Consider the following 19,883-nt stretch of genomic DNA (forward strand, 5'->3'; position numbering starts at 1 on the left):
CCGCGCTGACCTCCGAATACATTACACACACGCCCTTATTTAAGCGAATTCGCTGGTAGAACCATGAAAACAATTCACTTTAGTTAACCCCGTACGCCAAATCAGAGACTTCCTAAGGCTCGGTCGCTACTTGTCAGCAACTCAGCAACCGACCAATTACTTAGTCAGAGCCGCCTTGTCACCTGCGAGTCGTCGCCAAGCAGTGGCAGACGCGACACCCATCAGCGCACCCGCCCCCAGAAACACGCTGCCCGCACCCATCGCGGTAGCACCCAAACCAGCAACCGGCGGCAGGATGACCTGCGCCAAGCGGTTACCCATCAGCCGGATGGATAGCGCCTGAGCACGCACCTCGGCATCCACCAGGGAGCTCACCCACGTCATCGACATAGGCATGACAAAGCCCCACGCCAAGCCACAGATACCAACCGCGATAACCATCAGCCACGCACTCTGTAGCCACGGCATTGCCAAAAGCGGCAGGACACCGGCACAAACTGCAATGATAAGGACCCGATTGCGGTTAGCTTTGCGCAAAACAGTCGGCATGAGGGCTCGGGAAATAATCGCAAGACCACTACGCGCACCAAGGATCGCCGTCACCTCGGCAACACTAAAGCCCAGTTCACGTCCCAGCACCGGCACATATGCCGTCAACAGGTCAATGGCTACGATGACCGCAATTGAGACAGCCATGGCGTTGGACATGCCATCGATACGCAGGATGCTTAAGACCGATGCGCCACTGGCTTCGGCCTGCGCCGGTCGCCTCTCCTCCATCCGGCTGCGGTCGCTAACAGTCGACGCCGGAGAATACTCAGTTGAGCTAGCAGCTTGCACTTCGGCGGCTGCATTCGCTTCGTGCCGTCGATAAGCAGTTGCGACCGGCCAGCCGATGACCAGGGCGATCGCACCGATTCCCGTCATCGCCCAGAGCGCGGAAGTGGTGGCGGTCATGGCGCTGCCGTCGTGGTTGGGAGTGAGCAGACCCGCACCGACGATGCCGAGGAACTGCCCGACAGAGATTCCAAGCGTGAAGTATGCAAAGAGGCTATCAAGCCCGGCGACGCCGCCACGCAGGTGCGAAACCATGCCTTGAGCGGCGATGAGCGTGGTCATGTGGGCAAAACCCAGGGCCACGTAGCCGAGCAGAAGAATAGGTAGGTTCGGCGAGAGCGCCATTACTGCCGCAGCGATGACGGTGGCGACGAGACCGGAGTACATGACTTCGGTGGCACGATGGCTGTCGACAAGCTTGCCGGCGGGAAGCGCAATAATAAGAGGTACAAGTGAAAATGCGGCAGTGAACCAACCGACGGTGGCGGCGGAACCGCCAAAATCGAGGACTCGCCAAGAAAGCAGCACGCGACCGCCGTTGAAAACCGCTTGCCCCAACACAGTAATGAGAACCAATAGGCCGAACCAGCGTCTCATACCTGTTTGCAACTCCCCTTCTCCTGTGTGGTCGCACTCTTCGCGGGGTGATTTCTTTGCACGTCAATACCTAAATTGATCGGTGTTTTCTCGTCGGCTCGCACTTCTGCCAACCCGCGAAGAACGGTCAAAGCAATGCGGCTTATTAAGAATAGTCCCTGAAGTTAAACATGTTTAGCGCATAGAATGAATTATTCGGGCATCCTTGTCGATGTAACCGGTTTGCTTATTTAGTTAATAAAGAATCAGGAATTAGGAGCCATGCTTGAACGCACATTGGTGTTCGTCGATACGTCATATTTACTGGCGAGCTTTTACAACTCGTGGGAAACCGGAGCCCGCGGGCAATTAGAAATCGACCTTAGAGAAGTAGTTAGTGTCCTTGACCGAATGATTAACCAGCAGCTGAACCAGCCAGTTCAGCGGCAACTTTGGTACGACGGCATCCCGGAGTCGGGGCCGCATCGTTACCAGCGCTCACTGCGCACGATTGATGGTGTGCAGCTGCGCGCAGGTCAGCTCATTGAATGGGGTGACCGACGGACGCAGAAGGCCGTCGATACGCGACTCGTCGCAGACATGGTTGTCGCCGGCCTACGCAACCAAGTTTCCGATATCGTGCTGGTCTCGGGCGATGCGGACATGCTGCCCGGCGTCGCTGAGGCTTCGGCCGCCGGTGTGCGCGTGCATCTCTACGGCTTCGGCTGGGACTCTATGTCCGGTGCACTTCGCCATGCCTGCGATTCGACGACAATCCTCGATCCCCGCGAGGACTTCGCCGACGCCATGCAGCTCAATGTCCTCGAGGGTCCAATCCCACCGGTCGTCCGCACGAATAAGCCGCTGGGCGATGCCGAACCAATCGAAGATCTCGGCGCCACCTGCGTACCGGATACGCGCATCACTCCTCCAGGTGAGGGCTCGCTTGACGACGGCACGGAGAACACTCCCTCCGCCGCCGACGGTGACGTTGCTTCGCCGGAGGCCGGCACTCCGGAGGTTCCGCAGGACCAGCGCGTTGTGCCATCCCCCACGGCTGACAGCGATTCCGACTGTCGTAGCGAAGACAATGCCGCAGCCACGCCGACGGCCAAGGCCGACTCGCCGAAGTTCAACGAGGTCGAGCACGCGGCCAAGATGGGTGCCCGGGAAATCCCGGCGCAGGCTGAGCACCGCGCTGAGGTAGAGCGCACCGGCGGTTTGGAAGCTACACAGGTGGATTCCGCTGCTTCGGGCGTTTCGGCTGACTCGCCAACGCAGCCAGCGCAGCCTTCTCCAGCGGCCATGCCCGGCGCGACAGTCAATACTGGCAGTGGGGCTGGTAACGACACTGCGAACAACATCGGAGCCGAGAATGCAGGCGCGTCTGCCTCCGATTCCGCGTCGTCGACTGCAACCGGCAGTGGGGAGTCGGCGACGGAGCCGTCGGCAAGCGAAGACGGTGCCAACGCGAGTACACCGAAACCAAGCCCGCGGCCGAATCCTTCGATGATGGCGCCAAGGAGGAAGCTGCGTAGTCGATACGTGCCCCTGCCGAACGAGGTGTGGGCATCCGCGGGTTTCCAGACGCCGTTCGATGTGGGACAGCAGTACGCGAACTGGTGGTACGAGAATATTGCGAACGAGCAGGCGCGCGATAGTGCCCACTTGCTCTCTGGTGGTGGGCTGCCGCCGGACATTGATCGTCCGCTGCTGCAGTTTGCGTGCGAAACCCTGCACGAATACACGCTGACGGAGACGCAGCGCGTCAATCTGCGCGATGGTTTCCACGCCGGTATCCGCGGGGTGCTGCTCGCGCGGAAGAACGGCGAATTGGAGAAGTAGCGCGCCTCAAGGCTTCGGCAGTTTCGATGGCTTCAGCACTACTGGCGCTACTGTCGCTGCTGGTGCGGCTGACGCGAGAAAGTGTCGGGGTTTATGGCAGTTTAGGGTGGTTTTCCCGCTCAGACTGCCATAAACCCCGACACTTTCTTGTTGGCGATTGTTGGCAACTGGTGAAGGCTACTTCGCTTCGTCTGCGTCCGTTGTGGTGTCCTCAACGGCCTCGGCGGCCTCGGCGGACTCCAGCTCGCCGGCATTATCCTTCGCGGCAGAACCGGATTCGAGAGCAGCGCTTTCATTATTCATCTGGGCACGAATTTCGGCCAGGCGCATGTCGGCAGCGGCATCGCGAGTCGAAGTCTCGATCTCAGCCATGCGACCTGCTTGTGAGGATTCCGCGAGCTCCTGAGCGCCCAACGCATTGGCGTAACGACCTTCAATCTTCTCACGGACCGAATCTAAAGTCGGCACATTCGGATCCTCGGAAATACCCTGCATGCTCTGGAGAGTCTTCGACGCGGTCTCTTGCATCTTGGCCTGATCCGCCTGCGACTCCAGCTTGCGGATATCCTGCTTAATCTGCTCGTAGCGAGCCTGCGACTGCTGCGCCTGACGCTGTGCCTCCTCAGCAGCAGATACGGCCTGCTGGTGGAGCTGCGTAGTATTTTCCAGCTCCTTTTCAACATTCACCAGCTGGGTGGCAAACGCCTCAGCAGTGCTTTCCATCTTCTGTGCAGTGGCCTCATCGCCCTTGGCACGAGCCTGATCCGCATTGGCGAGTGCCTGGCGGGTGTTCTCGGTAATCTTGTCACGCTCGGAGGTCAACCGCCCCAGCTGCATTTCCAGCTGATTGCGGTTGCCGATGATAGCCGCAGCCTGACGCTGAATCTCCTGATGGCGCTGACGCTCGGCCTCAGCTGCCTGTGCAATCTGAACCTTCGGATCCGCATTGTCCTCGATTTTCTTATCGAACGAAGACATCATGTACTTCCAGCCCTTGGCAAATGGATTAGCCATGCAAATCCAACCTTCCTCAACATATGCGGAATAACTAATCGGAACCGAGAAGATTCCATCTCTTAAAAAATTGTACGTGAGCTAGCTCGCTCTCTCTCGGCAAACGGAAAGAGCTGGTTACCGACAAGCAAGACTCCCCCAGAGTTGTAAACTCTCTAAACATGGTTCATTGCCCTCAACGCGCGTACCGCGGACTTGCCGCGAGTCTCGCCGCGGTAATTACTCTGTCAGCAACTGCGCCGCTGGCTAACGCGACAGTCACCGCAACTGCTGACTCCACCGATACCGGCGCATTTTCGCAGGTAGTCGTCGCAGCTCCATCCTCAACGGAGCCGACTAAGCCCTCCGACGCAAAAACCAAGAAGACCACCGAAAAGCCAGCTGAAAAGACTCCCGAGAAGAGCACAGGAAAAACCACAGAGAAGTCGGCGGAACAGTCGCCTGAGAAGTCGACTGAGAAAACCTCTTCAACGACATCGGAAACGTCCTCAACGGAGCCGTCGGAAAGCACTGCGAAAAGTGAGCCGAAGGCGTTTCCCCCACTTGTGCCGGGGGCGAAGACCCAGTGGGGCCTTGGCGTCCAAACTCGTCTCGACCAAGTGACCGAGGAGTTTGATGCTAAGGGCGGCATGCTCGGCATGGGCATCCTGGATCGCCAGACCGGTGAGTTCATCTGCAACGCACACTGTGATGATGTTTTTCGCCTCGCCAGCCTGATGAAGGTATTCATCGCCGATGTCGTGGCCTACTCCAACTACACACAGCCGAAGAAGGACGAGATCGTCGCTGGCCAGGGCGATATGCCGGTTGAGGGCAACCCTGACGCCATGCTGCGCGACGACATGATTCGATACTCCAACAACGAAGCAACTGACGAGCTGTGGGATTCCTACGGCGGTGTACGCATCGTTGACAATGTCCGGCAGCGCTACGGCCTGTCGGATAAGACCGTCGGCTCGCCTATGTGGGGAGCCACCACTAGTACGCCAGCCGACATGGTCGCCTACTTTGACCGCATGCTGAGCGAAGAAGGCGGACTGAGCGACACGGAGACCAAATACATGCGTCAGCTGATGTACTCACTGCCGCGCTACTCCTACGGCGATGCAGACCAGAACTTCGGTCTGCGTGCAGCGCTACCGAAGGAAACGATTGCCAACAAATCCGGTTGGTACGAAGAGCAGCACACCACTGCCGGATTCCTTGGCGACGATGACCGTTACGCTATCGCGGTTCTGGGCAAAAACCTGACCGCCAACGACCTCACCGAAGCTGTCAAGCACGTGTTCCCGGGCGGGCAGGTTCTGCCAACAGGTGAGAAGGAGACAAAGCATGCCCGCACCAGCGCGGCACTGTCGATTGAGGAGGACTCAAACAAAGTCGCTCCAGCCCTGTGGGCACTAGTAGCGGCACTCGCTGGCTTTGGTATTGGCTGGCTCATTCGTGGCCAGCGCGCGGACTAGATACAAAAAGCCCCCGCGGGCTTGAGGCGCGGGGGCTTATCCGGCAGTGCTCCAAGTTGGAAAACGCACAGTATGCGGACTAAATCGCAGAATTTACTCGGTAGCGCTATCCTGTGCGGCCTGCTCGGCAATCTGCGCACGGACATCATCCATGTTCAGCTCCGAAGCCTGGCCAACCAGGTCGCTCAGAGCGGTCTCAGGCAGCACACCAGAGTGCTGGAACAGCAGGATTCCCTCGCGGAAAACAAACAGCGTCGGAATCGACTGAATGCCCAGGGCGGCCGAAACCTCCTGGTTGGCATCGGTGTCCAGCTTTGCGAACACTACCTCTGAGTGCTTCTCCGAAGCCTTCTCATAAATCGGGGCGAACTGGCGGCACGGACCGCACCAGGATGCCCAGGCATCAACGAGCACAATGTCGTTGTTCTGAATAGTCTCAGCGAAAGTCTCGTTCGTAATATCAACAGTTGCCATGGGTCTAACTCCTCTTACTCTTTAACGTCGTGTTCTAACTTCACGTTCTTTACGTAGGTTTTTACCCGTTAGTCTCCCACAACGCACGCGGGGGTCGATTCATTCCCGCCGGGTTCGCGGGGACGTCGTAAAGCGGCGCGTGCTAGTGGTTGATGCGGACGGTGTTGATCTGTTTACCCAGGCCATCGATGGTGATAATCATTTCCTGACCATCCTGAAGGTAGGTCTGCGGGCTCATGCCGTGGCCAACACCCGCCGGCGTTCCCGTGGAGATGACATCGCCCGGGTTCAGCTGCACGAACTGTGAGATGTAGGCGATTAACATCGCCGGGGAGAAAACAAGGTCCGCAATCGGGGCATCCTGGCGCAGCTCTCCGTCGACATATGTGCGCACCCGTGCGGAGTCCGCATCGAAAGCATCGGCTGTGAGCATCCACGGACCGAAAGCACTGGCGCGCTGCAACGTCTTCCCCTGTAGCCACTGCGCGGTGGCGTACTGGAAATCGCGCTGGGTGAAGTCATTCATAATCGCGTACCCAGCGATAGCGTCCTGCGCCTGCTCCTCCGACACCCGCAAGCAGGTCTCGCCGACGATAACCGCGAGTTCGCCTTCATAATCGAGCTTTTCCGCGCAGGCCTCCGGCACTCGGATATCATCCTTCGCACCGGCGACGGCATCGGCAAACTTCGCGAATAGCGTCGGCACCTCGGGGCGCTGGTGTCCCATCTCATCGATGTGCACGGCATAGTTCAGGCCAACACAGACGATCTTGCCCGGCCGCGTGATCAGCGGTGCGAACGCCCACGCGCTCTCCGCCATGACGTTGTCAGGGTTGTCCCCCGCCTCCGCCAAGAGTTCTTCCGCTTCACGACGCCACGTTGGCCGCGCTAACACATCTCCGAGACAGTGGTCATCAAAAAGGACCGCTACGCCGTCGCCGAGAATAGCGGCGCGGGTTGCACCCTGGTATCGCAACGTTGCTAGACGCATGGCTTTCTCATTTCTTCATGGCTATTCTCTGTGTCACTTCTGCCGCCTGATCGGCTCTCGGTTCCACGCTACCGCCTTGTTGAGCTGAATTAGGAAGCAGGTTCGCTCTTTGGTTGACGCAGAGCCTCGCCTTCAGGCTGGGAGGGAAGATTCTGGCTGCGCTGAAGAGCACGCTGTCCCGGCGTAGTCATGCGCACTACCCAAGCAGGACGGACGAAGAGCCATCCGGCACCGATGGCAAGCAGCAACCTGTGCAGACCGAGACACAGCATCGCCGCGATGATGGCCACCAGCGGCGTCATGATGACCAAGTGTGGGTCCTTCGGCAGGATGAGGTCGCAAATAATCATGACCACAACCAACATTGGAATGTGCATGAGGAAGATAGGCAGCGTTCGGCCGCCAATCTTTTCAAAGGGCACAACTAGGCGAGTGTTCTGCAGCATCGCCATAACATTGATTGCAGCCAGTGCGCCAGTGGTGGACAGGTACACGCGGGTGAAGCCGACGTTGCCTTCGTTAAAGCTCGCGTAGGTCGCCTGCACCCAGATTGCCACCGACAGGAACGCCGTCAGCGTCACTAGCAGTGAGAGGCCGCTGCGACGCTGTGCCATCCGGAAGATCCAGGGCGCACCGTACATGCCCAGCACGTAGAAGAACAGCATCTTGCTGACAAAGTCCCACGACCAGCTGGATGAGGCAAAAGGCGCCCATGCACTAATGAGGCCTGAAACGATGAGCTGAATCACCGGATGTACCCAGCGGAATGCTCGTGTGAGAATTGCAAATAGCGCCAGCGCCCACAGGAACCACAGGTAAGAAGTTGGCTCGATGACCGCGTGAAGCGTGTTGTAAATCCGCGGCCCCCACGCGCCGCGGTCCGCAATCGGCGGCGGAGACACGATGCCATCGGCATCCACGTGCGTATATGGCATGAGGAAAAGCACGAAGTCACGCAGTGGAACCCAAATCACGTAGAGATAGACCATCACCCAGATTCGGCGATTGGCCAACTTATGCCACGACTCCTTGAGTGCCTTGCCGGCGAACAGACCAGATAGCAGGAAAAACAGCGGCATACGGATTGGTCCGAGGAAGAAGTTAATCCCCGCCCACTGCGCCGTGTAGTAACCGTGCGCTTGCAGCTCTGTGACGGCATGGCCTAGCACAACCAATAGAATGCACAGCCCCTTGGCCGCATCTACCCAGCCGACGCGCTGTTTCGGCGCACTCTTATGCCTTTTAGCTTTGGCCTCCGCTGCCGCGGGAGCGGCAGTTGGTGACATAGTGCTTCCCCGCTTCCCGACGACTCCGCGTAACCCTCAAAACCTTCAAAACCGTCAACGCACGAAAACTCGCCCCATTGACTGTCACTCACCTTACCTAGCCACCCGGATTGCACTAATTCTGGGTGGCTAGGCCAGGAACCTAGAGAGAACCGCTGGGCTCCTCCGCCAGGTTGGCGAACCTGGAGTAGTGCAGCTGGTGGGCCACAGCAATGCTTCCGGTCGGTCCACCACGGTGCTTTGCGACGATAATATCCGCCTCACCAGCACGTTCATGGTCAGCCTCCTGCGAGTCCGGCCGGTAAATCAGCATGACGATATCGGCATCCTGCTCCAGTGAGCCCGACTCACGCAGGTCCGAGACCTGTGGCTTCTTATCTGTGCGAGCTTCCGGACCACGGTTCAGCTGCGAAATTGCAATCAGCGGTACCTCGAGTTCCTTCGCCAACAACTTGAGCTGACGGGAGAACTCCGAGACCTCTTGCTGTCTGGACTCGACTTTTTTACCCGAGCTCATCAGCTGCAGGTAGTCGACCACGATCATCTTCAGATCGTGCTTCTGCTTCAGCTGACGTGCCTTCGCGCGAATCTCCATCATGGTCAGGTTCGGCGAGTCATCAATAAACAGCGGAGCATCGCGGATCTTGTCGCCGACCTCGACCAACTTGGTCCAGTCCCGCTCATCCAGGTCACCGGAGCGCAAAGATGCCATGTTGATCTTCGCCTCTGCGGACATGATGCGCATCATGATTTCATTGCGCGACATCTCCAACGAGAAAATTGCGCTGGTCATGCCGTTGCGAATCGAGGCCGAACGCATGAAGTCCATCGCCAGCGTGGACTTACCCACACCCGGGCGAGCCGCAATAATCACCATCTGACCTGGGTGAAGACCGTTTGTCAGCTTGTCCAGGTTGGTAATCCCCGTCGGCACACCCTGCGCCAGACCGCCGTTTTGGGTAATAAGATCCAGTTCCTCCAGCGTGTCATCCAGGACATCGGCGATGGGAACGTAGTCATTCTTCGTGTTCTCACGTCCAACACTGAAGATGAGCTGCTGCGCCTCATCCACCAGCTGCTCCGGCTCCGTGTCCTCCGCGCCCGCATAGCCGATCTGGGCGATCTTCGTGCCGGCCTCTACCAGGCGACGGATTGTCGCCTTCTCCGCAACAATGCGGGCATAGAACTGCGCATTCGCCGCCGTTGGCACCAGGGAGGCCAAGGTGTGCAGGTACAGCGGACCACCGATGCGCTCCAGGTCTCCAGTTCGATCCAGACGACCTGCCAGCAAAATGGGGTCAATTTCCGAGGACTCACCGTAGAGGTGCAAAATCGCCGAGTAAATCGTCTGGTGCGCCGGTCGGTAAAAATCCTCCGGTGTCAGCTGCTCGTACACATCCGCAACGACCTCTGAGTTCAGCAGCATCGCGCCGAGCACACTCTGCTCCGCCTCGATATTGTGCGGCGGCGTGCGCTCAAAAGTCGCGCCAGCGACCGCACTCGCACGAGCGCCACGACCACGGTCTCGCTCCCAGTCCCGCGCCCCAGATCCGCTTGCCGACGATCCGTTGCCCGAGCTCTGCGAGAAAGAATACTCCTCCGGTGGAGCATCCTCTACCGGCGGTTCCGGGGGCAGCGGAACGTCATCGAAAGAATCATCGTGGGAATTTACCGAGTAGGACGACGCCTCGTCCCCTGCTCCTGAATGACCACCATCACCTACAGGCTGACTCATCGTGAGCAGCTCCTCCCCTTCTGGACCACTTAGGTGCCTTTTCAACCCTGTTGCTGACTGACCGTCACATTCAATATGTCTGTTCCGACCGCCAGCACTGGACACCTGACTACCTACCGCAGTTATACCTGTTCGAGCGGATTGACGGACCTGTAAAAGTACCCTTGAAGGCCCCAGAAAACAATCTTCTACGGCGTTTATCCCCGAAGTTATCCACAGCACCTGTGGATAGGCCTGGGGAGAACATGTGCACAATCAAGAAAAGTCCAGGTGAACGGTCCGTAACCCTAAACCGCCGCTTGAATGTTAACGGGGGTAGCGGAGTTTCAACCCGAAAATATTCTATCTACGCAGGTCAGTACATATTTGCCTTAATCCTGCACAAATGTAATCCTCTGTTGCCCTTTTAGCATCGATGCTGCTCATGCGGAGATTATTAACGATGAATTAATAAAAATCTCGCGTTCTCCAGAAAAGTTATCCACGGCAGCCAGGCAAGTTACCCACAGGTTTATCCACAACAATCATCGTTAGCCTGTGGACAAGTCGTAGATGCTCTTTCCAGCACCTGCGTAAAAGGCTTTAAGCCAGCCTTAAACCACGAAAAGCCCCGACCTTTCACTACGAAAGATCAGAGCTTCACGTGTGCTGTTGTCATTGGGCCTCAGAGCCCGCGCACATCCTTAGGCGCGGCGCTCGTCGGCCGCCGTCAAAGTAAAAACTTTAAACCGCGAACTTACGCGGCGACGACCTGTACGGAAACATGCGCGGTAATCTGCGGGTGCAGCGCGATGTCAACGGTGTGCTTACCAAGGGACTTGATCTGGCTCGGAGCAAGCACGACTGCGCGCTTGTCGATAGCCTGACCGGAAGCCTTACGAACTGCATCGGCGATGTCACCCTTGGTGACGGAACCGAACAGCTTGCCATTTTCCGAAGCCTTCACAGCAACGGAGACGTTGTCGAGCGAATCAATCTTCTGCTTGACTTCACGTGCATGGTCGAGGTCGCGGATAGCGCGAGCCTCCTGGGCACGACGAATGCCCTCGATCTGCTTTTCTGCGCCGCGGGTGGCAACAATTGCCAGTCCGCGAGGAAGCAGGTAGTTACGTCCGTAGCCGGCCTTGACCTCAACGATGTCGCCTGCGACACCGAGCTTGTCAACGTCGGCGGTGAGGATCAGCTTCATGATCCCTGCCTTTCGCTGGATATGTCTTTAAAAGATTATGAGAATTGTGGATGCTAAATCTGCTGCAAACTAGTCACGTAGTGCCGTGGCTGGAAGGAGCTTAGAACGGAGGCTCATCGCCGCCGAAGCCGCCACCGGCCGGAGGAGCTGAGTTCCACGGATCTTCCGCAGGAGCTCCGCCACCAAAACCGCGATCACTCTGTCCACCCTGGTTGCCTTGGTTTCCACCAAAGCCACCGCCGAAACCACCACCGGCATTTCCACCTTGGCCGCGGTTACCGCCGCCAAAGTTTCCACCGCCGTTGCGTGGAGTGCGCGTGACCTGAGCTCGAGCGAACTTCAGGGACGGACCCACCTCATCGACCTCAACCTCAAAGACGGTACGACGCTCGCCCTCGCGGGTCTCGTAGCTGCGCTGGCGCAGACGACCCTGGACGATGACACGCATGCCCTTGGAGAGACTTTCGACAGCGTTCTCCGCTGCCTCACGCCACAGGCTGCAGGTGAGGAACATGCCCTCGCCGTCAACCCACTGGCCATCTCGGTACACCCGCGGAGTCGACGCGACGCGGAAATTCGCCACGGCGGTGCCGTTCTGGGTGTACTTAAGCTCCGGGTCAGCAACCAAGTTGCCAACCACTGTGATTTGTACGTCTCCCTGAGCCATGCTTCTTCTCCTCGGTTGTATTCTGTCGAGCTGATGATGGGGCTTTCGCCCGCTATCCTACGGCTTTCGCATTACCGGTGTGCCCCATTCGAGCACTCTGGATACGCAAATATGACGCAGATTAACGATCAACCCGCAGCACCTTGGTGCGCAGGATGCTGTCGTTCAGATTCAGACGACGGTCGAGTTCCAGCACGGTTGCGGACTCGCAGGTGAGGTCGACGACAACGTAGATGCCGTCTTCCTTCTTCTCGATCGGGTAGGCGAGGTGGCGCTTACCCCAGATGTCCACCTTCTCCACCTTGCCGTTCTCCTTGCGGACAACGTCGAGGTACTTCTCCAGGGACGGGCCTACGGTGCGCTCATCCTGAGACGGATCGATAATAATCATTACTTCGTAGTGACGCACGGACCTCATCACCTCCTATGGTCTAGTTCTTGTATTTCGGCTACACAGCGTGGTGCGCTGGCACTATCTTTCATGCCAGCCGCTATGCAGCAGGAGGATCGTTGCGTCAAGCAACCCTGCCAGGGTACCGCAGGCAGAGGTATATGTCCTAATCGCAGGCGCCGTCGGCAAGCAGTACTGGCAAGCGGCGTCGGGGCGCCGAATTCAAAGAGACGCACACAGAGCTACTGCGTGCGTCTCTTTAAATTGTGAAGTTGTCGCGTGCTTGGTGGGCAGTTAGCGCTCTAACAACTAACTATCAGGCCTGCGTCCTACATTGCTGTCGAGGAAGCATGCGCCAACGCAATAATCACCGGAATGACTGTCGCGAACAGGAAAGCTGCCAGACACAGAACCCAAATGATTGCTGTTTTCCACTTCTGCATGAAGCCCCAAAAAGCCGTGCCGAACATCAGGAAGCCAATCGCGACGCAGACGATGGTGAAAATCACCCAAGTATCCACTTACTGTCCACCCCCAGAGTTACCAGGGTCTCCGCCGCCTTCATTGCCACCACCGAGACCACCGCCCCCTGGAAGCGGGATGGGCAGCAGGTCAGCGATTCCGCCACCGCCACCACCGCCGCCGTCGCCGCCCGGAAGCGGAAGTGGTGCAGGCTGCTCATTGGAGGACTCAGGGGTCGACTCCTCGGATGACTCCTGTTCGGTGGTCTCCGGGGCATAGTCCTGGCCATAGTTAGAGTCAGAGGTCGACGGCGCCTGGTACTGCGGTGCACCTGCGACACCGCCGATTGGTTCCGGCTTAGTGAAGTACTCAAAGTCCTCGTTAGCCAGTGCGTTATCCATGGTGTACTTCCACAAATCACCCGGGGTTTGGGCACCATACATGACTCCACCGTAGGAGTTGTAGAGCGCCGAACCATCGACGTTGCCAACCCATACTGCGGTCGACAGCTGCGGGGTCGAACCAATCATCCACGCATCCTTGTTCTGGCCGGTGTCACCCAACTGCGTAGTACCGGTCTTGGCAGCCGACGGGCGACCACCGCCCAAAGGCTTGTTACTGTAGCCCGCAATGGGCTCCATGGCTGATATCACGTTGGTGGCCACTGCCTTAGAGACTCGACGGTCACCCTTGTCGGCATTGGACTCGTAAACGATCTCACCCTTGGAGTTTTCGACCTTCTCTACGAAGTGCGTCTGCTGGTAGACGCCGTCATTAGTCAGCGTAGCCAGACCAACAGCCATATCCAGCGGACGTGAGAGGTACTGACCCAGGGTGATGCCGTCCTGCGAGTGGCCATTGTCATCCATCAGAGTCTTTTCAATACCCGGGATCGACTCGGCCACACCCAGGCGATGAGCCATCTTGGCGGTGTCATCCGGGCCATTCTTCAGGTCACGCTGCAGGCGAATAAACGGGGTGTTCAGCGACTGCTTCAGGGACTCGTAAATCGGGAGAACACCACCGCCGGCGCCACCGGAGTTGTACAGAGTAGCGTTACCGGACTGGACAGGTGCCGAAGAGTACTGCGCGGTCAGAGGAATGCCCTGATCAAGCGCTGCTGCCAGCGCAAAGATCTTGAAAGTAGAACCGGTCTGCAGACCGCTGTTCGCGTAGTCCCAACCAGTCGGATCATCGCCACCGTAGTAGGCGCGGACAGCACCGGTCTTCGGCTCCACCGAGACGATGGCGGCGCGCAGACCTGTTGACTGGTCGACGTAGTTCTCCATCGCATCCAGGGCAGCCTGCTGCACCGTCGGGTCAATGGTCGTCGTAATGCGAAGGCCGCCAGTGTTGACCTCCTGCTCGGAGATTCCCTCGCGCTCCAACTCAGCCAGCACCTGATTCTTAATCATGGCAGCCGGGCCGGGCTCCGGAGCCTGCTTCGGCGCCAACGCCGGATCGATGGTCTCCGGGTACTGCATTCCCGCGCGGTCCTGCGGCGAGACGATGTTCATCTCCACCAGGCCATCGAGGACGTAGTTCCAACGCTGCTCCGCCTCTGGACGGTTAGTCCACGGATCCAGTGCGGATGGACGCTGAATCGAGGCCGCCAGCACAGCACCCTCTTCGGCATTCAGCTCACCGACTTCCTTACCGAAGTAGGCCTTCGACGCTGCCGCGATACCGTATGCGTTACGACCAAAGTAAATCGTGTTGAGGTAGGCCTCAAGGATTTCGTCCTTAGTCCACTCCCGCGCCATCTTCGCCGACATCACCAATTCCTTGGCCTTACGGGTCAGCGTGCGCTCATTGCCCACCACAGCATTCTTGACGTACTGCTGCGTAATGGTCGATCCGCCACCGGCACTGGAATTACCAGTCACGACTCCCAGAGCCGCACGGCCATAACCGGTCAGGGAGAAACCCGGGTTGGTATAGAAATCACGATCCTCGGCTGCCAGCACTGCATTGCGTACAGCATCCGGCACCTTGTCGATTGTGATGTTGCTTCGGTTACCGCCCTCGGGGACGATGCGCGTGATTTCCTTTTCACCAGTACGGTCATAAATCACCGCAATCTGGCTATTGGCCAACTCCTCTGGCTCCGGCACGTCCGTTGTCGCATAAGCAACACCGAACACAACTACCGGCAACAGCACGACCAACGCCACGGCTAGACCGAGCCACGCTAAAATTCGCCGCTTATTATCAGTCGGCTGTTCTTCCTGTGCCATCGAGCTTTCCTCTTCATGGTCATCTGGTTCATGGTCATCTGGGGCGTACTGCCCCTTCGCCGGGTCCGGCTCGCTTGCCGACGTCATCTCTGAATCGGTAGCCAAACCCTCGTCACTGCCACCGACCGAAACAGCATCAATGCTGTCGCCGGAATCGTCGTCAAGCGATGCGTCATCGGAGCGTGCGTGCGTATTGAAGGAATCAGCATCCGGCTGATCCCACCACTCGCCTGATGAATTAGAACCCTGGCCCTCGTGAGGGCTGTTAGGACCGCCTGGGCTATCGGGTCGATCATTGCTCACGGGTGCTCTCCCTAGTTTTCTGACTCTTCTCGAGCTGCCTGAAGTGTCCGGGTCAGGAAACTCCACTTGCAGTCGGGGCACACCTCAACTTCTTTGACGGTGCACGAACCATATTCATTAACTATTGCGGATAATTCATTTTCAGTACAAGCAGAGCCGGAACGACGGCCCAAGTTTTCTCCGAACACCCAGAATACGAGTCGGAGATGGAATTTGCGACATACTGGGCACTCTTCCTGGGACTTTCTGCCGTGAAAACGCGCGGCAGCGACCAGCCGAGCATCGGCATCACAGAGTGATTTCCGTGAAATCTCCCCTACACGCCACTGCTCCAATAACTGCTTCTTGAGCAAGGAGTGATCAATCTCGCCCTGCCATGTCATCACGAAGACAGATTAGCAGGCTCGTGCGGGCTGGTTTCACCCCCGCTTTATCGGTAAACACATGCCCCCTCACGGTTCGGGCATCGGCAAAAAACGCATAAAGGTATAACGTCACGCTCGTTACCTCAATGCGCGCGCCCACTCACGGCCGCACCGCTGGCGCAAGGTCCTGGTGCGGGGTTCTGATGCTAGGTCTTGATGCGAGTTCCCGGTGTGAGTTCCCGGCGCGAGGTCAAAGCCTCCGAGCACATAGTTTCAAGGAGAATTACTAAATGAGTTCAATTCGCGTCGCTATCGTCGGCGTCGGCAACTGCGCCTCTTCCCTGGTGCAGGGTGTCGAGTTCTACCGCGATGCAAAGCCCGATGAGACCATTCCTGGCCTCATGCACGTCGTCTTCGGCGACTACCACGTCTCCGATGTCGAGTTCGTCGCAGCTTTCGACGTTGACGACAAGAAGGTCGGCAAGGACCTCTCCGAGGCCATTGTTTCCTCCGAAAACTGCACCATCAAGATTGCCGATGTCCCGACTCTCGGCGTTGAGGTTCAGCGCGGCCCGACCCTGGACGGCGTTGGCAAGTACTACGCGGACACCATCGACGAATCCCCGGCTGAACCGGTCGACGTAGTTCAGGCGCTGAAGGACGCCAAGGTCGATGTCCTGGTCTCCTACCTGCCGGTCGGTTCCGAGCAGGCCGACAAGTTCTACGCACAGTGTGCCATTGACGCTGGTGTGGCCTTCGTCAACGCCCTGCCGGTCTTCATCGCATCCGACCCGGAGTGGGCCAAGAAGTTCGAAGACGCGGGCGTTCCGATTGTCGGCGACGATATCAAGAGCCAGGTCGGCGCAACCATCACCCACCGCGTCATGGCCAAGCTGTTTGAAGACCGCGGTGTTCGCCTCGAGCGCACCCTGCAGCTCAACGTCGGCGGCAACATGGACTTCAAGAACATGCTCGAGCGCGACCGCCTCGAGTCCAAGAAGATCTCCAAGACCCAGGCTGTCACCTCCAACCTCACCGGTCCGCTGGCCGGCAAGATCGATGACCGCAACGTCCACATCGGCCCGTCGGACTGGGTGGACTGGCTGGATGACCGCAAGTGGGCCTACGTCCGACTCGAGGGCAAGGCCTTCGGCGAGGTGCCGCTGAACCTTGAGTACAAGCTCGAGGTCTGGGACTCCCCGAACTCCGCCGGCATCATCATCGATGCTGTTCGCGCGGCCAAAATCGCCAAGGATCGCGGCATCGGCGGCCCGGTTTACGCCGCTTCTTCCTACCTGATGAAGTCCCCGCCGAAGCAGCTTGCCGACGATGTTGCGCGAGCACAGCTCGAAGCATTTATTAAGGGCGAAGACTAAAAGGTACAAGCACTCAAAAGTACAAGCGAGCAGCTCCGAGAGCATGTTCCTTGAAAAGCGCCAGCCGGTTACCCATGCAGTAGCCGCTGGCGCTTTTGTGCTCCTCTATCCCCTATCCTCCCCGTTTCCTTCCACGCCCTCCTCGCCCTACTCGCTGCTGCGCCCACCTCGTCCCTGCCATGGATGCGTGCGCTGCAGTCGTCGTAAAGCTGACAGCAATACATCCGAGAGGATTGATTCGCGAGATATATCGCAAGCCGAAAGTATTCGCGAGAGTAGCCGGATGGCTACCTCCAAGCCAACGTTCTAAGTACAGAAGAAGTGACACTTTAGGGGGTTTCTGCCAGCGCCGAAAAAACCTTATACGCAGATAGGTTTAATGCTTTGTACTGGGGTTTTAGATGATCGATGGAGGATTCCTAATGATTTCATTGCCGAAATCACCAGTTGTAGAAAAATAAATAGCACCCCAAATAAATTTCGTATTGGCAACTAGCGCTGTTCGCATATAACATCGTCGCTATGACATTATCTTCGGGCTCGATTGGCAATCCTAATGCCGTTACTCCTCTGTCGCTCGCTAAGCGCATTCGCCCTCTCCTGACTCGCGCTGAGCTGCTCTACAGCCGCCGCTCCTCGGAGTCCCAGCTCAGTCGTGCGCAGCTGTCCATCATGATGACCCTGGAGGCACTGGGCGCCTGCCGTATCAGCCAGTTGGCTGAGGCCGAGGCCATCCGCATGCCCACCGCCTCCAACGCCGTGCACCACTTGGAGGTCGCCGGCATGGTGGAGCGCGTCCGCGACAGCAAAGACCGCCGTGGCGTCCGCGTTGAACTGACCGACCGTGGCCGTGAAGAACTGCACCGTGTTTCTGAAGAGCGCAATCAGCAGATGGCTGAAATGTTCAGCACGCTGACCCAGGAAGAGCTGGAATTTGGCGCTGGTCTTGAGACGATTCTGTCCAAGATTCTCGAAAACTACCCGGAGCATCCAAAGACAAACCCAAGCGTCTAGTCTCTTTTTCAGCTTAGCCCTGCCCTCTTTAAGCCCACAGGCAGGGTACATAGCTTTTACACGTCATCAGTGCCGTTTTATATATGCCCGCCTATCCACGTAGGCTATTACCCAGAAGCACCACTTGGATATTTCTGAGTAATCACAGGAGGATTAGCGATGGCTTCCCGCCCGCTTCGTATCATGATTGCGTGGCGTCCAGGCGAGTACGGCACCGAAACGCTTGCTTACGCCGCTTGGTTAGCTCGCACCACGAAGGTGCAGATTCGCGTCGTCAGCGCACTGTCGCGCGGCTGGCCGCTGACCTCACTGGCTCGGCTGAGCACCAATGACTCCTGGGTTGCCCACGAAACCGAGTCTCTTGAAAAAATCATCAAGGATGAGCTAAAGCTCGCTGGCCTGCGCAAGGGCATGCTTGACGACGATGCCGTGCGGATCATCGAATCCTCCAGCGAATCTACAACTATCTGCAACGAGGCCGAAGAATTCGAAGCTGATATGGTTCTGCTTGGCACGCGCCGAAGCAATACCAAGGACTGGGCCGCCAAGAACCGCAGTCGCTTTACCGCGGGGTCGACTTCGGATGCGCTGCTGCACTACTCGCCAACTCCACTGGGGCTGGCTATCCCCGGCGCGAAACTTTCTAAGCATGGTGTGACCCGTGTCAGCATTTGTTACATTGACACTCCGCAGTCGCACCACGCATTGAATAAGGCTGCTGACCTGGCACACCGTTGGGAAGTTCCCCTGCGTCTGGTCTCGTTTACGCCCCGCGGTGCGACCATGTACCCGACGGAGAACGGCTACGGCCCTTCCTCGGACCTGATGATTGAGTGGCGCGAGCAGGCGATGGGGCTGCTCGACCGCGGTACCGACCGCGCGCATACCCGTTACCCAGATCTGTCCATCGATGCGGACGTGGCCTCCGGCAACGGTTGGGAAGAGGCCATTCAGTCCATCAAATGGAAGAAGGGGGACTTGCTCGTTTTGGGTTCGTCTACTCTTGGCCCATTCGGACGAATCTTCATCGGATCGTCGACTAACCACATCGTTCGCCACAGCCCGGTGCCAATGCTGATTACTCCGGCCTAGTATGGCAAGCACATCAGAAGGGATTTAGAGGCGAGGGGAGCAGATGGTGGATAACGCACCGGGGCACAGTAAACCGGAGCGCAGCGAGGATGAAATCTTCGACGAGCTTGAGCGCAAGATGTATTCCGGCAGGCGCGCCTACATCTACACCGCGGGTGTGATTCTTACTACGCTGCTCGCGGGCCTCATTATCGGCATCGCTGGCGCGATTGTCGGTGGCCCCACCTGTGATGCGGGTAAGTCCAGCTTCCTCTGCTCCCGCACGTGGGAGATTCTTTTTCCCGTTGTTCCAGGCGTAATCTCCCTGGTTGGCTGCCTTTTTGGTTTCTGGCAGACCTACGTGGAGTGGAAGAACTTCCGCAACTGGCGCCCGTGGCTCGCCATGTGCTGGGTGCTCATGCCCTTCACTTTGATGTGGATGCTCTCCACATTCGGCGTCCTGATTCTGGGCGTTAAGTAGGGGTAAGAGGCGGCCAGCCTCGACGCCACCCTCTTGAGGTTTTTGCGAGAACGCCTCAAGCGAGAAAGTGTCTGGGCTTATGGCAAATTTGAGCCGATTTTAGGCC

18 protein-coding genes are annotated in these 19,883 nt (G+C 57.9%); 6 read left to right on the forward strand and 12 right to left on the reverse strand.

Annotated features, from left to right (window positions below; translation table 11 throughout):
• Positions 1-156: 156 nt before the first annotated feature.
• Positions 157-1,434 (reverse strand): MFS transporter, encoded by a 1,278-nt coding sequence (locus tag HMPREF2614_RS01420; protein WP_070559908.1) that lies wholly within the window; start codon positions 1,432-1,434, stop codon positions 157-159.
• 261 nt (positions 1,435-1,695) lie between these two features.
• Between HMPREF2614_RS01420 and HMPREF2614_RS01425 the strand changes: the two genes are divergently transcribed.
• Positions 1,696-3,258 carry an NYN domain-containing protein gene (locus HMPREF2614_RS01425; protein WP_070559910.1) on the forward strand — a complete coding sequence of 521 codons (1,563 nt, stop codon included), beginning with the start codon at positions 1,696-1,698 and terminating at the stop codon, positions 3,256-3,258.
• Positions 3,259-3,435: 177 nt separating this feature from the next.
• On the opposite strand, the gene HMPREF2614_RS01430 is transcribed toward HMPREF2614_RS01425, so the two are convergent.
• Positions 3,436-4,272: a PspA/IM30 family protein gene (locus tag HMPREF2614_RS01430; protein WP_049181976.1), complete on the reverse strand. Its 837-nt coding sequence runs from the start codon at positions 4,270-4,272 to the stop codon at positions 3,436-3,438.
• Between the two features lie 161 nt (positions 4,273-4,433).
• Between HMPREF2614_RS01430 and HMPREF2614_RS01435 the strand changes: the two genes are divergently transcribed.
• Positions 4,434-5,735 (forward strand): serine hydrolase, encoded by a 1,302-nt coding sequence (locus tag HMPREF2614_RS01435; RefSeq protein ID WP_038627046.1) that lies wholly within the window; start codon positions 4,434-4,436, stop codon positions 5,733-5,735.
• Positions 5,736-5,828: 93 nt separating this feature from the next.
• On the opposite strand, the gene trxA is transcribed toward HMPREF2614_RS01435, so the two are convergent.
• The 10 genes from trxA to HMPREF2614_RS11000 all read right to left on the reverse strand — a co-directional run bounded on the left by trxA (position 5,829) and on the right by HMPREF2614_RS11000 (position 15,853).
• The gene (trxA, locus tag HMPREF2614_RS01440; RefSeq protein WP_005511980.1) at positions 5,829-6,209 is read right to left on the reverse strand and encodes a thioredoxin; all 381 of its coding nucleotides are present in this window, start codon (positions 6,207-6,209) and stop codon (positions 5,829-5,831) included.
• A gap of 142 nt (positions 6,210-6,351) precedes the next feature.
• The gene (locus HMPREF2614_RS01445) at positions 6,352-7,200 is read right to left on the reverse strand and encodes a fumarylacetoacetate hydrolase family protein (RefSeq protein ID WP_049181972.1); all 849 of its coding nucleotides are present in this window, start codon (positions 7,198-7,200) and stop codon (positions 6,352-6,354) included.
• An 89-nt stretch (positions 7,201-7,289) separates the two neighbouring features.
• Positions 7,290-8,486, reverse strand: a complete 1,197-nt coding sequence (locus HMPREF2614_RS01450) for an acyltransferase family protein (RefSeq protein ID WP_049181970.1) — start codon at positions 8,484-8,486, stop codon at positions 7,290-7,292.
• A 142-nt stretch (positions 8,487-8,628) separates the two neighbouring features.
• Positions 8,629-10,221 carry a replicative DNA helicase gene (gene dnaB / locus HMPREF2614_RS01455; protein WP_049170075.1) on the reverse strand — a complete coding sequence of 531 codons (1,593 nt, stop codon included), beginning with the start codon at positions 10,219-10,221 and terminating at the stop codon, positions 8,629-8,631.
• A gap of 736 nt (positions 10,222-10,957) precedes the next feature.
• Complete coding sequence (rplI, locus tag HMPREF2614_RS01460) at positions 10,958-11,410, reverse strand: 50S ribosomal protein L9 (protein ID WP_005511982.1); 453 nt, start codon at positions 11,408-11,410, stop codon at positions 10,958-10,960.
• Between the two features lie 100 nt (positions 11,411-11,510).
• Complete coding sequence (locus HMPREF2614_RS01465; RefSeq protein WP_005511984.1) at positions 11,511-12,077, reverse strand: single-stranded DNA-binding protein; 567 nt, start codon at positions 12,075-12,077, stop codon at positions 11,511-11,513.
• A gap of 121 nt (positions 12,078-12,198) precedes the next feature.
• Positions 12,199-12,486 (reverse strand): 30S ribosomal protein S6, encoded by a 288-nt coding sequence (rpsF, locus tag HMPREF2614_RS01470; protein WP_005511978.1) that lies wholly within the window; start codon positions 12,484-12,486, stop codon positions 12,199-12,201.
• A gap of 311 nt (positions 12,487-12,797) precedes the next feature.
• Positions 12,798-12,989, reverse strand: coding sequence for a hypothetical protein (locus HMPREF2614_RS01475; protein WP_049181968.1), 192 nt, complete (start codon positions 12,987-12,989; stop codon positions 12,798-12,800).
• Positions 12,990-15,470 (reverse strand): transglycosylase domain-containing protein, encoded by a 2,481-nt coding sequence (locus HMPREF2614_RS01480; RefSeq protein WP_070559912.1) that lies wholly within the window; start codon positions 15,468-15,470, stop codon positions 12,990-12,992.
• Between the two features lie 11 nt (positions 15,471-15,481).
• Positions 15,482-15,853: a DUF5318 family protein gene (locus tag HMPREF2614_RS11000; RefSeq protein WP_224786660.1), complete on the reverse strand. Its 372-nt coding sequence runs from the start codon at positions 15,851-15,853 to the stop codon at positions 15,482-15,484.
• Between the two features lie 272 nt (positions 15,854-16,125).
• On the opposite strand from HMPREF2614_RS11000, the gene HMPREF2614_RS01485 reads away from it, so the two are divergent.
• The 4 genes from HMPREF2614_RS01485 (at position 16,126) to HMPREF2614_RS01500 (ending at position 19,777) form a co-directional block, all read left to right on the forward strand.
• Positions 16,126-17,211, forward strand: a complete 1,086-nt coding sequence (locus HMPREF2614_RS01485) for an inositol-3-phosphate synthase (protein WP_016421706.1) — start codon at positions 16,126-16,128, stop codon at positions 17,209-17,211.
• A 522-nt stretch (positions 17,212-17,733) separates the two neighbouring features.
• Positions 17,734-18,225, forward strand: a complete 492-nt coding sequence (locus HMPREF2614_RS01490; protein WP_038627058.1) for a MarR family winged helix-turn-helix transcriptional regulator — start codon at positions 17,734-17,736, stop codon at positions 18,223-18,225.
• 159 nt (positions 18,226-18,384) lie between these two features.
• Positions 18,385-19,317 carry a universal stress protein gene (locus HMPREF2614_RS01495; protein WP_070559915.1) on the forward strand — a complete coding sequence of 311 codons (933 nt, stop codon included), beginning with the start codon at positions 18,385-18,387 and terminating at the stop codon, positions 19,315-19,317.
• Positions 19,318-19,360: 43 nt separating this feature from the next.
• Positions 19,361-19,777, forward strand: a complete 417-nt coding sequence (locus HMPREF2614_RS01500) for a hypothetical protein (RefSeq protein WP_070559917.1) — start codon at positions 19,361-19,363, stop codon at positions 19,775-19,777.
• The last annotated feature ends 106 nt before the right edge of the window (positions 19,778-19,883 follow it).

It is taken from the genome of Corynebacterium sp. HMSC074C11 (genome assembly GCF_001809455.1).
Lineage (GTDB): Bacteria > Actinomycetota > Actinomycetes > Mycobacteriales > Mycobacteriaceae > Corynebacterium > Corynebacterium amycolatum.

Coding starts and splice junctions, on each gene's coding strand:
- HMPREF2614_RS01450 (WP_049181970.1), bottom strand. CDS start 8,486: ATGTCACCAACTGCCGCTCCCGCGGCAGCGGAGGCCAAAGCTAAAAGG.
- HMPREF2614_RS01420 (WP_070559908.1), bottom strand. CDS start 1,434: ATGAGACGCTGGTTCGGCCTATTGGTTCTCATTACTGTGTTGGGGCAA.
- HMPREF2614_RS01490 (WP_038627058.1), top strand. CDS start 17,734: ATGACATTATCTTCGGGCTCGATTGGCAATCCTAATGCCGTTACTCCT.
- trxA (WP_005511980.1), bottom strand. CDS start 6,209: ATGGCAACTGTTGATATTACGAACGAGACTTTCGCTGAGACTATTCAG.
- HMPREF2614_RS01435 (WP_038627046.1), top strand. CDS start 4,434: ATGGTTCATTGCCCTCAACGCGCGTACCGCGGACTTGCCGCGAGTCTC.
- HMPREF2614_RS11000 (WP_224786660.1), bottom strand. CDS start 15,853: ATGACATGGCAGGGCGAGATTGATCACTCCTTGCTCAAGAAGCAGTTA.
- HMPREF2614_RS01430 (WP_049181976.1), bottom strand. CDS start 4,272: ATGGCTAATCCATTTGCCAAGGGCTGGAAGTACATGATGTCTTCGTTC.
- HMPREF2614_RS01425 (WP_070559910.1), top strand. CDS start 1,696: ATGCTTGAACGCACATTGGTGTTCGTCGATACGTCATATTTACTGGCG.
- HMPREF2614_RS01445 (WP_049181972.1), bottom strand. CDS start 7,200: ATGCGTCTAGCAACGTTGCGATACCAGGGTGCAACCCGCGCCGCTATT.
- HMPREF2614_RS01500 (WP_070559917.1), top strand. CDS start 19,361: ATGGTGGATAACGCACCGGGGCACAGTAAACCGGAGCGCAGCGAGGAT.
- dnaB (WP_049170075.1), bottom strand. CDS start 10,221: ATGAGTCAGCCTGTAGGTGATGGTGGTCATTCAGGAGCAGGGGACGAG.
- HMPREF2614_RS01465 (WP_005511984.1), bottom strand. CDS start 12,077: ATGGCTCAGGGAGACGTACAAATCACAGTGGTTGGCAACTTGGTTGCT.
- rplI (WP_005511982.1), bottom strand. CDS start 11,410: ATGAAGCTGATCCTCACCGCCGACGTTGACAAGCTCGGTGTCGCAGGC.
- HMPREF2614_RS01485 (WP_016421706.1), top strand. CDS start 16,126: ATGAGTTCAATTCGCGTCGCTATCGTCGGCGTCGGCAACTGCGCCTCT.
- HMPREF2614_RS01495 (WP_070559915.1), top strand. CDS start 18,385: ATGGCTTCCCGCCCGCTTCGTATCATGATTGCGTGGCGTCCAGGCGAG.